Source organism: Pseudomonas sp. GV085, from assembly GCF_003050925.1.
GTDB lineage: Bacteria > Pseudomonadota > Gammaproteobacteria > Pseudomonadales > Pseudomonadaceae > Aquipseudomonas.
The window spans coordinates 619,417-632,706 of sequence record NZ_QAOV01000002.1 but is presented as its reverse complement, the minus strand read 5'-3'; the positions used below and the strand labels follow the sequence as shown (position 1 = coordinate 632,706).

General features: G+C 62.0%; 11 protein-coding genes. 5 read left to right on the top strand and 6 right to left on the bottom strand.

The window, feature by feature from the left end; all coding sequences use genetic code 11:
• Window positions 1–70 precede the first annotated feature (70 nt).
• Entirely contained in the window at window positions 71–2,017 is a 1,947-nt protein-coding gene (locus tag C8K63_RS06680; RefSeq protein ID WP_256594904.1) for a DNA topoisomerase III, read from the bottom strand.
• A gap of 268 nt (window positions 2,018–2,285) precedes the next feature.
• Between C8K63_RS06680 and C8K63_RS06675 the strand changes: the two genes are divergently transcribed.
• Window positions 2,286–2,654: a DUF427 domain-containing protein gene (locus C8K63_RS06675; RefSeq protein ID WP_108215971.1), complete on the top strand. Its 369-nt coding sequence runs from the start codon at window positions 2,286–2,288 to the stop codon at window positions 2,652–2,654.
• A 56-nt stretch (window positions 2,655–2,710) separates the two neighbouring features.
• Here the strand turns inward: C8K63_RS06675 and C8K63_RS06670 are convergent, their stop codons facing one another.
• Both C8K63_RS06670 and C8K63_RS06665 read right to left on the bottom strand, forming a co-directional pair.
• The gene (locus C8K63_RS06670; protein ID WP_108215970.1) at window positions 2,711–4,333 is read right to left on the bottom strand and encodes an MFS transporter; all 1,623 of its coding nucleotides are present in this window, start codon (window positions 4,331–4,333) and stop codon (window positions 2,711–2,713) included.
• Window positions 4,334–4,428: 95 nt separating this feature from the next.
• On the bottom strand, window positions 4,429–6,090 hold the full coding sequence (locus tag C8K63_RS06665; protein ID WP_108215969.1) for a GMC family oxidoreductase: 1,662 nt from the start codon (window positions 6,088–6,090) through the stop codon (window positions 4,429–4,431).
• Window positions 6,091–6,222: 132 nt separating this feature from the next.
• On the opposite strand from C8K63_RS06665, the gene C8K63_RS06660 reads away from it, so the two are divergent.
• The gene (locus tag C8K63_RS06660) at window positions 6,223–7,113 is read left to right on the top strand and encodes a LysR family transcriptional regulator (protein ID WP_108215968.1); all 891 of its coding nucleotides are present in this window, start codon (window positions 6,223–6,225) and stop codon (window positions 7,111–7,113) included.
• A 105-nt stretch (window positions 7,114–7,218) separates the two neighbouring features.
• Here C8K63_RS06660 and C8K63_RS06655 read toward each other — a convergent pair whose 3' ends face one another.
• Window positions 7,219–8,316 carry a DNA alkylation repair protein gene (locus C8K63_RS06655; protein WP_108215967.1) on the bottom strand — a complete coding sequence of 366 codons (1,098 nt, stop codon included), beginning with the start codon at window positions 8,314–8,316 and terminating at the stop codon, window positions 7,219–7,221.
• 143 nt (window positions 8,317–8,459) lie between these two features.
• Complete coding sequence (locus tag C8K63_RS06650) at window positions 8,460–10,268, bottom strand: monovalent cation:proton antiporter-2 (CPA2) family protein (protein ID WP_108215966.1); 1,809 nt, start codon at window positions 10,266–10,268, stop codon at window positions 8,460–8,462.
• Window positions 10,269–10,470: 202 nt separating this feature from the next.
• Here C8K63_RS06650 and C8K63_RS06645 point away from each other — a divergent pair, with 202 nt between their 5' ends.
• From C8K63_RS06645 to dmeF, 3 genes are all read left to right on the top strand, one after another.
• Window positions 10,471–10,809, top strand: a complete 339-nt coding sequence (locus C8K63_RS06645) for an FKBP-type peptidyl-prolyl cis-trans isomerase (protein ID WP_108215965.1) — start codon at window positions 10,471–10,473, stop codon at window positions 10,807–10,809.
• 68 nt (window positions 10,810–10,877) lie between these two features.
• A complete protein-coding gene (locus tag C8K63_RS06640) occupies window positions 10,878–11,153 on the top strand; it encodes a metal/formaldehyde-sensitive transcriptional repressor (protein WP_108215964.1) in 276 nt (91 codons plus the stop codon).
• A 13-nt stretch (window positions 11,154–11,166) separates the two neighbouring features.
• Entirely contained in the window at window positions 11,167–12,090 is a 924-nt protein-coding gene (dmeF, locus tag C8K63_RS06635; RefSeq protein WP_108215963.1) for a CDF family Co(II)/Ni(II) efflux transporter DmeF, read from the top strand.
• An 11-nt stretch (window positions 12,091–12,101) separates the two neighbouring features.
• Here the strand turns inward: dmeF and C8K63_RS06630 are convergent, their stop codons facing one another.
• Window positions 12,102–13,211, bottom strand: coding sequence for a cytochrome P450 (locus C8K63_RS06630; protein WP_108215962.1), 1,110 nt, complete (start codon window positions 13,209–13,211; stop codon window positions 12,102–12,104).
• Window positions 13,212–13,290: the final 79 nt, after the last annotated feature.

Sequence of the window (13,290 nt, the reverse complement as noted above, 5' to 3'; positions counted from 1 at the left end):
TTTGGTTTTTGGGGGCCGCTTTGCGGCCCAGTGGGAGCAAGCTCCCTCGCCACAGGGTTCGGTGTCAGGTTTACGTGTTGCTTGCCGGTTTTGACCTGCGCTTGGTACCGCTCGCTGGTTTGCGCGGGGCGCCTTTACGTTTTTTCTTCCATGGGGCTGCGGCGGAACCGGTGGGCGGTGGGCCGCTGATGGTCATGCTCAGCCCGGCGCAACGGCTGACTTGCTTGCTCATCCACGCCGCCTGTTTGGTGACGAATTCTTCCAGGCTCATTTCCCCGCTTTGCACCATGTCCAGGGCCTGTTCCCAGATCGCCGTGGTGCCCGGATCGGCGATGGCCCGCGGTACGGCGTCGATCAGGCTGAACGCGGCTGGCGTCGCGGCCAGGGCCTTGCCGTTCTTGACCAGATAACCACGGTCGAGCAGGCCCTGGATGATCGACGCGCGAGTCGCTTCGGTGCCGATGCCGGTGGTGTCCTTGAGTTTTTGCTTGAGTAGCGGGTCTTCCACCAGTTTGGCGACATTCTTCATCGCCTTGATCAGATCGCCTTCAGTGAACGGCTTCGGCGGCTGGGTCCAGAGGTCCTTGAGTCGCACGCCGGCCACTGCGCAATCGATGCCTTCGGCCAGGTTGGGTAGGGTCTGCGGCGCGGGAGCTTCGCGCCCCTTGGCCTGCGCCAGCGCTTCGGGCAGGGCGCGTTTCCAGCCCGGCTCGATGATCTGCTTGCCGACAGCGCGTAAGGCCTCGCCGGCGCAGTCGAAGTCGGCCTGGGTGCGGTCGTACTCGTGATTGGGCAGGAACTGCGCCAGGTATCGAGCACGGATCAGGGTGTAGACCGCGCGCTGTTTGCCCGCCAGCTTGTCGAGATTCTTCGCCGCAGCAGTGGGAATGATGCCGTGGTGAGCGCTGACCCTGGCATCGTTCCAGGCCCGTGAGCGCCGTTGCGGATCCAGGTGATCGTGCAAGGCGTTCAACGCCGGATCGGCCTGGCGCAGTGCCGCCAGGATGGCCGGTGCTTCGCTGTGCTGGCTGAGGGGCAAGTAGCCGCAATCACTGCGTGGATAGGTAATGACTTTGTAGGTTTCGTACAGCGCCTGGGCGATGTCGAGGGTTGCCTGGGCGCCGAGGCCGAGCTTCTTCGAGCAGACCTCCTGAAGGGTGCCCAGATCGAACGGCAGCGGGGCCACTTCGCGCATCCGCTCGGTGCGCAGTTTGATCACCCGCGCACTGGCCGCGCCGCTCATGGCGGCCGCCGCTTGTTGCGCCAGCGCCTGATTCAGGCAGCGGTCCTGATCGTCGCAAACCTCGGATGCCGCGCGCCATTGAGCGGTGAACGCGGTGCCGTTGTGCAGCAGTTGCACGTCGATGGCCCAATAGGGGACGGGCACGAAGTCGGCGATGCTGCGATCGCGATCCACCACCAGGCGCAAGGTCGGCGTTTGCACCCGGCCGACCGGCAACACGCCTTGATAGCCAGACTGGCGCCCCAGCAAGGTGAACAGCCGACTCATGTTCATGCCGATCAGCCAGTCGGCCCGGGAGCGCCCCAGGGCCGAGTGATAGAGGCTGAAGGTCTCGTTCCCCGGTTTGAGCGCCGCCAGAGCCTTGCGGATGGACGCATCGTCCAGCGCCGACAACCAGAGCCGGCGGATCGGCCCGCGATAGCGGCAATGTTCCACCAGTTCCCGGGCGATCATCTCGCCCTCGCGGTCGGCGTCCGTGGCAATGATCAGTTCGGACGCTTCACCGAGCAGACGCTTGACCGCCTTGTATTGGCTGGCGGTGCGCGGCTTGACGGTCATTTTCCATTTTTCGGGAATGATCGGCAGGTCCGCCAGCACCCAGCGCTTGTAGCGTGCGTCGTAGGCGTCCGGCGGTGCGGTTTCCAGCAGATGGCCGATACACCAGGTCACCGTGACGTCCGTTCCCAGCCAACAGCCATCGCCCCGGCGCCGGGCGCCGAGGACTGCCGCGATGTCTTTGGCCTGGGAAGGTTTTTCACAGAGGTACAGCCGCATAACCACCATCGTCGATCAATGTGCGAGAGATGCACAGAATGGCGGTTGATGGACGATGGAGCAATCTTTATCTGTATGGATGTACAGCTTTGTGTGTTGCGCCGGCCTGGCTCCGTTCGGCTGCGAAGCAGTCGCGAGGGTGAAACTTGGGTTATACCTGATACACCGAGGTCTCAGGTTTTGGCGCTGCTGCGCAGCCCATCGCGGGCAAGCCACGCTCCCACATCATCGATTTGCAGGTCCATCACCGTCATGAGGAACGCATTCCATGAAAAGCTCCGGTCCTAGCCCTGTCATCACCATCGCCGAGCAGCCTGGCTGCCTGCTGGTAAGGTTTCACGGTATTCAAGTAGCCGCCTCGGCGCGGACCCTGGTGTTGCTGGAGGCCAATTACCCGCCGGTGTACTACGTGCCGCGTGAGGATATCGACGAGAAGTATTTCGCCCGCACCGACCACACCAGTTATTGCCCGTACAAGGGCGATGCCAGCTATTTCAGTTTGCAGGTGCCTGGGTATGAAGCTGCCAACGCGGCGTGGAGTTACGAGAATCCCAAGGTGTCTGTCGAACAGATTCGTGAGTATGTGGCGTTCTACCCGGATCAAGTGAAGTTCGAGTTGCTCGATGCCGAGGTTTGATTGGGGCTGATCGGGGCGCGACGAGGGAGCCTGCTCCCTCGTCGCCAGGCCTTGCCTCAGTTCTTGTCGAGATCGACGTTGCGCGTCTCACGCAAGCACAGCATTCCCACCACCAGGCTCACCCCGGTGATCACCACCGGATACCACAGCCCGTAGAAGATGTCCCCGGTGTACACCACCAGCGCGAACGACACGGTCGGCAAAAAGCCGCCGAACCAGCCGTTGCCGATGTGATAGGGCAAGGACATCGAGGTGTAGCGGATGCGGGTCGGGAACAGTTCGACCATCAGCGCCGCCAGCGGGCCGTAGCACATCGCGGAGATGATGATCAGCGCGACGATCAGCGCCACGATCATCGGCTTGTTGATCTGCTGCATGTCCGCCTGTTGCGGGTAGCCGGCGAGGGTCACGGCACCGCGCAGGGCGGCTTCGTCGAAACCATCGATCTTCACGTCGCCGACGCTGACCTGCACGCCACTGCCGGCCGGGGCCGCTGCGCTCTGGTACGGCAGGCCCTGCTTGACCAGGAAGGTCTTGACCTTGTCGCACGGGCTGTCGAATTTCGCCTTGCCCACCGGGTCGAACTGGAAGGTGCAGGTGTCCGGGTCGGCCATCACGGTGATCGGTGCCTGGCGGCTGGCCTGGTCGATGGCCGGGTTGGCGTAGTGGGCCAGGGTCTTGAAAATCGGGAAATACAGCGCGGTGGCCAGCAGCAGGCCGATCATCAGCACCGGTTTGCGCCCGACCTTGTCCGACAGCCAGCCAAAGAAAATGAAGAAGGGGGCGCCAATGATCACGCTGACAATCAGCAAACCGTTGGCCACGGCCGGGTCCATTTTCAGGAACTGGGTGAGGAAGAACAGCACATAGAATTGCGCGGCGTAGAAGGTCACCGCTTGCCCGGCATTGATGCTGAACAGCGCGATCAACACCACTTTGAGGTTTTCCCACTTACCGAAGGAGTCGCGAATCGGCTGTTTACACAGCTTGCCTTCCGATTTCATTTTCACGAAGGCCGGCGACTCGTGCAGGCTCAGGCGAATCCAGGTCGAGATGCCCAGCAGCACGATGGAAAACAGGAACGGAATGCGCCAGCCCCAGACTTCGAACTGATCGCCGGTGAAGTAGCGGCAGCCCAGCACCACCAGCAGCGAGAGCAGCAGGCCCAGGGTCGCGGTGGATTGAATCCAGCTGGTGTGGAAGCCTCGCTTGCCAATGGGCGCGTGCTCGGCGACATAGGTCGCGGCGCCGCCGTATTCACCGCCCAGGGCCAGGCCCTGGAGCATGCGCAACACCACCAGGATGATTGGCGCTGCGATGCCGATGCTGGCGTAGGTCGGCAGCAATCCGACGCAGAACGTTGCCAGGCCCATGAGGATGATGGTGGCGAGGAAGGTGTACTTGCGCCCGATCATGTCCCCCAGCCGCCCGAACACCAGCGCACCGAACGGCCGGACGATGAAGCCGGCGGCGAAGGCCATCAGCGCAAAGATAAACGCCGTGGTGTCGTTGACCCCGGCGAAAAATTGCTTGCTGATCACCGCCGCGAGGGCGCCATAGAGGAAAAAGTCGTACCACTCGAAGACCGTCCCGAGGGACGAGGCAAAGATGACTTTCTGGGTTTCCTGACTGGTGCCCGCGCTGCGCACGGCTTCCAGGGACTGAACGTGTTCTGACATACCGGTATCCCTCACAGTGATTGTTTTTGTTGTTCCACTGGTGTTGCGTGTTCCTTGTAGGAGCAAGCTCGCGATGGCGTCGTTCCATTCAACGTTTATGCTGGCTGATCCACCGCTTTCGCGAGCAGGCTCGCTCCTACAGGGATTGTGTTTGCAGCGGAGTTGAGGATCATCTGCGCCGCCTTCTCGGCAATCATCAGCGTCGGCGAGCAGGTGTTGCCCGAGGTGATGCGCGGCATGATCGAGGCGTCGGCGATGCGCAGGCCGGGGATGCCATGGACCTTGAGCTGCGCATCGACCACGGCGTCGGCGTCGTTGCCCATGCGGCAGGTGCCCACCGGATGGAAAATCGTGGTGCCGATCCGCGCGGCGGCTTCGTGCAGCTGTTCTTCGCTTTGCAGGCTGTCGCCGGGCAGATATTCCACGGGATTGAAGGGGCGCAGGGCCGGCGCGGCGACGATGCGCCGGGTCAGTCGAATGGCATCGGCGGCGACCCGCAGGTCTTCCGGGTGGCTCAGGTAATTGGGTTGAATCAGCGGTGCTTCTTGCGGGTTGGCCGAGCGGATGTCCACCCGGCCACGGCTTTGCGGGCGCAAATCGCAGACCGAAGCGGTGAACGCCGGGAACGCGTGCAACGGTTCGCCAAAACGCTCCAGCGACAGCGGTTGTACGTGATATTCGAGGTTGGCTGAAGTCTGCTCCGGCCCCGAGCGGGCAAAGGCGCCCAACTGGCTCGGCGCCATGGACAGCGGACCGCTGCGGTCATACAGGTAGCGCAGGCCCATGCCCAGCTTGCCCCACAGGCTGCCGGCAATCTGATTCAGGGTGCGGGCATTTTCCAGCTTGTAGATCAGCCGCAGTTGCAGGTGATCCTGCAGGTTGCCACCCACACCGGGTAGCTCATGGGTGACGCCAATGCCCAGCCGTTCCAGCAGCGGACGCGGGCCGATACCGGAGCGTTGCAGGATGCTGGGCGAACCGACGGAGCCGGCACACAGGACGATTTCCTTGCGCGCCTTGAAGGTTTTCGCCTGGCCTTGCCAGCGGGCGCTGACCGCCGAGGCGCGACCATTGTCCAGCAGTACGCGGTCGACTTCGACACCGGTCAGCACGGTGAGATTGGGACGCTGGCGCACCGGTTTGAGAAAGGCCTTGGACGCGTTCCAGCGGATGCCGGCCTTCTGATTTACCTGGAAGTAACCGCAACCTTCGTTGTCGCCCTGGTTGAAGTCATCGATGCTGGCGATGCCGCTTTGTTCTACGGCGCTGCGGAACGCATCGAGAATCGGCCAAGACAGGCGCTGGCGTTCGACTCGCCATTCGCCCGCGGCACCGTGAAATTCGGCGGCGCCGGCAAAGTGGTTTTCACTCTGCTTGAACAGCGGCAACACGTCTTGCCAGCTCCAGCCAGGGTTGCCGTCGGCGGCCCAGCGGTCGTAGTCAGCGGCCTGGCCGCGCATGTAGATCATGCCGTTGATCGATGAGCAGCCACCCAGCACCTTGCCGCGCGGGTAGCTCAGGGCCCGACCTTGCAAGCCCGGTTGCGCTTCGGTCTTGAAGCACCAGTCGGTGCGCGGGTTGCCGATGCAGAACAGGTAACCCACGGGGATGTGAATCCACGCATAGTTGTCGCGGCCACCGGCTTCGAGCAGCAACACGCGATGTTGCGGGTTGGCCGACAGTCGATTGGCCAACAGACACCCGGCCGGCCCGGCCCCGACCACGATGTAATCGTATTCATCCAGAGAAGTCTGCATCCCTGATCTCGTTTTGTTGTTCTTGTTGTCTGTCATCCTAGTTGTTAGCTTTCGTCAAAAGAATGTTAGTTTTTGCGCAGCCGCTGTGCGTTTTTAAACAGCATCCCGAACGGCAAAGAACAAGGACGATTCATGTTCGACTGGAATGACCTGCGGTTTTTTCTCGAATTGCAGCGCAGCGGGCGTTTGCTCACGGCCGCCCGCCGCCTGAACACCACCCATGCCACCGTGGCGCGGCACATCGAAGCCATCGAAAAGAGCCTCGGCACGGCGTTGTTCGTTCAACATGCCCAGGGATATGAGATGACCCCGGCGGGCGAGGCGTTGCTTAAACACGCCGAGGCGATGGAGAACGTGGCGTTGCTGGCCCAGGAGGAAATCACCCAGTCCACCGCGCCACTGGGCAAGATCCGCGTCGGGGTGACCGAAGGGCTGGGCATCATGTTCCTCGCCAGTCGCATGAACGGCTTGTTCGAACGCTATCCGGGGCTGGAGGTGGAACTGGTGGCGGTGCCACGTTTTGTCAGCATCCTCAATCGCGAGGCGGAAATCAGCATCCACCTCGAGCGGCCGGCCGCCGACATGCTGGTCACCCGCAAACTCACCGACTATCGCCTGGCGCTCTATGCCAGCCAGGACTATCTCGACCGCTCGCCGCCGTTGCGCAGTCGCGAGGACCTGGGGCGTCATGCGTGGATCGGCTATGTCGATGATTTGCTGTTCAGCCAGGAACTGATGTTCCTCAACAGCTTCTGCCGCAATCCGCAGGTGGTGTTTCACAGCACCAGCGTGATCGCCCAGCAACAGGCGGCGCGCTCGGGATTGGGGATTGCCGTGCTGCCGTGCTACATGGCCAGTGCTGATCCGGGGCTGGTGCCATTGTTGCCGGACGAAAGCATCCAGCGCAGCTATTGGATCAGCACCCGCCGGGAGCTGCACAAATCGGTGCGGTTGCGGGTGTTGTGGGATTATGTGGTGCAGTTGTGTGAGCGGGAGCAGGGGTTGTTGTTGGGCGGTGCCTGAGCTGACGCCTTCGCGAGCAGGCTCGCTCCCACATTGGAATGCGCTCCCCTGTGGGAGCGAGCCTGCTCGCGAAGGCGGCAGCACATCCAATATCCATCTTGAGGTTCAAGCAAGAATCTCGAACGCCGTGCTGGCCAGCCTTTCACCATTGACCATGACATGCACCGCATGGCGCCCCGCATAATGCCGGCGGGTAGTGAGCTCCTTGATCCGCTGGCCACGGCTGACGGCTTCGACGGCGTTGCCGGGTAGGGTCAGCGCCTTGAGCTTGAACACCTTCGCCGAGGTGCTTCCATTGGCCTTGACGTAGTCGATGGCATAGTCGATCACCAGACGCTGACTGCTTTCAACGGTGGATTTGACGGCAAACGACAGGGTGATTTTTTCTCCCAGGCCAATGACCGGCGGTTCGACTTTCACACCGACGATCTCGACTTCGGGCTTGCCGCCCGCGCCGATAATCGCCAGTGCCCGCCGGTTGCCCTGTTTGATCAGGCTGCGCAGGGCGTGTCTGGCGATCCATGCGCTGTGCCTGTTGTCCAGCGCCCAGCCTTCGATCAGATCCAGCACCCAGTCGGGGTGATCCTTGGTGATGTCGTTGAGGTGGTTGGCCACGGATTTGCGCACGTACAGGCTGGTGTCGGCCTTGAGGTTGTCGAGGATGTTCGCGGCGAGTGCCGGATCGGCCTGGATGGGCTCCAGCCGGAATGACCACGGCAGGCGTGGCCGGCAGCCTTCGCTGGCCAGGCGGCGTACGTGTTCGTTGTCATCCAGCGACCAGTCGTGCATCAGCTTGAGTGAGCGTTCGAGGTCGCTGCGCAGAAAATGACGGATCGCGAATTCCGAGGAGCCGAAGGCGGTGAAATACTTCAGCGCGTCCATCGACTGATCGAACGCATGGGCGCCGTAGCTGGCGACATAGTGCGGCAGGCACATGCTGACGAAGCCGCTGTTGAGGCGCGGGGCGAGGGCGCGCAGCACTTGCAGCGACGCCTCGTAGTCCAGGGGGAGCACGGCGTGCAGGCACTCGCTGACCCGGGCCATGCGCTGCATGACGCTGAGATCCGCCAGGCCGGACTGGGCCAGCTTCAGGAAACGCCTGGCCTCGAATGGCGGATAGACCGCGGTCATTTCGCTGGCGATGTGCTGGAGGCGCTCGGCGTTGAAGATTTCCTTGAGGGCCGGAGAGGGTTTGTCAGCCATGGTGGCTCCTTGGCGATTGTTGTTGATCCATCACACCGCGTCATCGTTCATCGCGAGCAGGCTCGCTCCTACAGAAAAGCGTGTGAGCGACAAAGATCCAGTGTGGGAGCGAGCCTGCTCGCGATGAGGCCCTCAAATTCACCTCATTTTGTGCCCGCTTGCTCCTGCAGTTGATCCGACTCGAATAACCTGGCCAGTTCCGCCCGGGCTTCCTGCGCCGTCTGCAGCACTTTCACCGCGTCGTCATACACCGCATGCTGGGCTTCAAGCACCACTTCGTCGTGCTGCTTGAAGCGCTTGATCCGCGCATCCGCCTGGGCCTGGGTCAATCCCAGGCCGATCAGGGTTTGCCGGCTCATTTCCAGGCTCGAATAATAGGTTTCGCGCACGGCGTGAGCGCCGACGTCCATCAGCCGGTGCACATGCTGACGGTTACGGGCACGGGCGATGATCTTCATATGCGGATAGAGCTTGCGCACCAGTTCGGCAGTCTTGATGTTGGTGTCCGGGTCGTCGGTGGCGATCACGAAATACTCGGCTTCCCCGACCTTGGCCGCGCTGAGTATTTCCGGGCGCATCGGGTCGCCATAGAACACCGGCACGCCACCAAAGCTGCGGGACAGTTCGATGGTTTCCACCGAGGTGTCGAGGGCCACGAACTTGATGTTCTGTGCGCGCAAAATCCGCGCAATGATCTGGCCCATGCGACCCATGCCGGCGATCACCACCCGTGGCGCGTCGGTGTCGATTTCGCGGAACTTCTCCGGTACTTCCACCGGTTGCACTTTCGGGCTGACCAACTGCGCGCAAATCAGCAGCAACAGCGGTGTCACGGCCATGGACAGGGTGATGATCAACACCAGCAAGTCATACAGTTGCGCCGCGAACAGCCCATGATCGCGACCGATCTTGAACACCACAAAGGCAAATTCACCACCGGCCGCCAACACGATACCCAGGCGGATCGCACTGACCTTGTTCAAGCCGCCGGCCAGGCGACCAACAATAAACAGCAGCGGCAGTTTGATCGCGATCAACAGCAGAGTCAGGCCCAGCACTGCGACCGGTGTGCTCAGCAACAGGCTCAGGTTCGCACCCATGCCGACGCTGATGAAAAACAGCCCGAGCAACAGGCCCTTGAACGGTTCGATCTGGGCTTCCAGTTCATGGCGATACTCGGAATCCGCCAGCAGCAGGCCGGCGAGGAAGGCGCCCAGGGCCATGGAAATGCCGACCAGTTCCATCAGCCAGGCCGTGCCGATCACCACCAGCAACGCCGTGGCGGTTGAGACTTCTGGCAGTGCGGTTTTGGTCACCACGCGAAACACCGGTCGCAGCAGATAACGCCCGCCGATCACCACCACGGCGATGCTGGCCAGCACTTGCAGGCCGTGGTTCAGGTTTTCACTGGCGGTGGTGCTGTGATCGCCACCGGCCAGCAACGGCACCATGGCGATCAAGGGGATTGCGGCGATGTCCTGAAACAACAGGATGGCGAACGCGAGCCGCCCGTGGGGGCTGGTCAGTTCCTTGCGTTCGGCCAGGCTTTGCAGGCCGAATGCCGTGGACGACAGCGCCAGGCCCAGGCCGAGGACGATCGCGGTGTTCAACGGCTGGCCAAACAGCCACAGCGCCACCACGCCAATCACCGTGCCAGTGAGCAGCACTTGCGCCAGACCGACGCCGAACACTGATTTGCGCATCACCCACAAGCGTCGCGGCGACAGTTCCAGGCCGATGATGAACAGCAGCAACACCACGCCGAGTTCGGAAATGTTAGCGACGCTTTGCGGGTTGTCGATCAGGCCCAGCACTGACGGGCCGATGATCACCCCGGCAAACAGGTAGCCCAGAACTGCCCCCAGTTGCAGGCGCTTGGCCAAGGGAACGATGAGCACGGCCGCCATCAGAAATACGACAGCGGCTTGTAGCAGGTTGCCTTCATGGGGCATGGACGAAACTCCAGAACTCGACACAGCGGGGGCGTCAAGGATAAAGGCTGGGCTCGCTGAAGATCTACCGTGGGCTGTCAGTTACCTCAATGCAGTTGCGCCGCCGCCTTCGCGAGCAGGCAATGGTTGCCAATCGAGGGCAAATCTGGGAAAACGGCGCCCATCAGGCCCTTGAGGGCGAGTGAACATACGAGTGAATTCAATGAATGACGAGCTTCAGGTAATCGATCTGCAAGTGGGTGACGGAAAAGCCGCCATCAAAGGCGCACTGATCACCACCCAGTACCGTGGCTGGCTGGAGGACGGGACCGAATTCGATTCTTCCTATAGCCGTGGCAAGCCCTTCCAGTGCGTGATCGGTACCGGTCGGGTTATCAAGGGCTGGGACTTGGGCATCATGGGCATGCAGGTCGGCGGTAAGCGCAGGTTGCTGGTGCCGGCGCATCTGGCCTATGGCGAACGCACCATGGGCAAGATCACGCCGAATTCGAACCTGATCTTCGAAATTGAACTGCTGGAAGTGCTGACGCGGGATGATTGACTTGTAGCTTGCCAGAGCTCCGCTCTATCGGCGACCATACGCACCATATAGGGGTAGGGGGTATAGGTATGTCGCACATTCACGAACACAAAGATGACTTGATCAAGCGGGTGAGGCGGATTGCCGGTCAGGTGGAAGCCGTGGAGCGGGCGCTCGAGTCCGATGCCGATTGCGCCAAGACCCTGCATCTGGTGGCTGCGATCCGGGGCGCGGTCAATGGTCTGCTGGAGCAGTTCATCGACGCCCACGCCCGCGAGCACGTGGCCCATCCGGGCCTGAGCGATGAAGAACGCGCCCAGGGCGTGGAAGACCTGTTGCTGGCCATCCGTCGTTATGCCAAATAGAGGCCCGAACCCCATGACCCAGGCACCCCAGGCTTCGCGCTTTTCTCACGATCATGTATTTCTCGGCGCCTCCCATGATGAAAACGCCCGTCGCACCTTATGGGTCGTGGCGCTGACGTTTGTGATGATGATTGGCGAAATCGCTGCCGGTTACATCACCGGTTCCATGGCGCTGCTGGCCGATGGTTTTCACATGGCCACCCATGCCGGGGCCTTGGGTATCGCGGCGGCGGCCTATGGATTCGCACGGCGCAATGCCAACAACGCGCGCTACAGCTTCGGCACCGGCAAGGTCGGGGACCTGGCCGGTTTTGCCTCGGCCATGGTGCTGGGGCTGGTGGCGATCGGCATTGCCGGTGAGTCCGTTTTTCGCCTGTTTCAGCCAACCACCGTGGCATTCACTGAAGCGACGGTGATTGCGGTAGTGGGGCTGGCGGTGAACATCGTCAGTGCCTTTTTGCTGGCGGGCGACCACGGTCATCATGGCCACGATCACGGGCATAGCCACGGCCATCATCACCATCACGACAACAACCTGCGCTCGGCCTATGTCCATGTGTTGGCCGACGCCTTGACGTCGGTGCTGGCGATTGCCGCATTGCTGGCCGGGCGGTATCTGGGGTGGGTGTGGCTGGACCCGGTGATGGGCATTGTGGGCGCCACCGTGATCGCGAAATGGGCCGTTGGATTGATGCGTGACAGCGCTGCGGTGTTGCTCGATGTCACCGATGCCCATGTTGCCGATGAGATTCGCGAGTTGCTCAAGTCGGACGATGTGCGTATCAGCGATCTGCATGTGTGGCAGGTCGGCCCGCAGGCGCGGGCCGCGATTGTCAGCGTTGTGGCGCCAGCCAATGTCAGTGCCGACACCATTCGCGAACGCCTGGCGCCGGTCCATGAGTTGTCTCACCTGACCGTCGAATACCGCACTGCTTGAGCGGTTTTCGCTCAGTCACCGAACAGCGCAATCCGTCCATTCACGGACGGGCGGTAATGCCAGCTCAGGCGATCCAGTGCCGGCTTCATCGCCAGAATTTGCCGGACGGTAGCGCCGGCAATGCATAACGCCAGGCGTTGCCCCGGACATTGATGGCGCCCCGCACCAAAGGTGAAGCTGCGCCGGTTCGGGCGGTCGAGCAGGAACGCGTCGGGGTTATCGTTGAGCTGCGGGTCGCGATTGGCCGAGGCCAGCAGCACCAGGATCACGTCTGCGGCGTTCAGCCTCACGCCGTCAATCTCGCAAGGGGTGGCGACGAAGCGGCGGGTGTTCTGTACCGGCGGGTCGAAGCGCTGCACTTCGGCCAGCAGGTCTTCTACAGGGGTTGATTCGCTGCACAACGACGGGTGTTGAGTCAATGCCAGCACGGCGTTGCCGATCAATCCGGCAGTGGCGTCGAAGGTCTGGGAGAACAGGCCGATCAGGTTGGCGATCAGCGTTTGCGGCACGCCGGAGGCGAAGCGCTGGCGGATACCTGCAAGCAATTGGCTGTGGTTGTGCGGATCGTCGAGCAATTCGATGAAGTAACCGCTCAAGTGTTCGGCTGCAGCGTGGGCGGCGGTCAATTGTGCCGCGTCACTCAGGGGCGACAGGCAGGCGACGAAATCCGCCGTCAACTCGCTGATGGCGCGGCCCTGAGCCGGGGAGAATCCCAACAACGCCGCCACCACGCACACCGGCCCACGGAACATGGCGTTGTACAGGCCAGCGGCATCCGCGGTGTTCAATCGGGCGCTGACCAGAGCCTCGACTTCCCGCGCATCGATCAACTCCAGACCCGGCGCAATCGCCGACCGTGGGCAACGCTGGCGCTCGCCCTCATTCATGCGCATCAATTGACCGTACACCTGGCCGGCAATGCCATCGGCAATCGCCTTGGGGACTGGCTCCTGCGCGGGGCGAACGTGGCAATCGGAATGCGCCAGCACGGCGGCCACCGCCCGGGCGCTGCTGGCCACCCACAGGTTCAGCCCCGGATGAAAAACCAGCCCGCCTTCGGCACGCAGTTGTGCGTAGTAGGGATAGGGATCGGCATGAGTCGTAGCGATGATCGGGTCCATGGGTGAGAGCCTTTTGTTGTCGGAAAGTGTTGCTACTATCTCCAGTCCGAAAGGGCATTGATTCGTCCGGGAGCGAAAT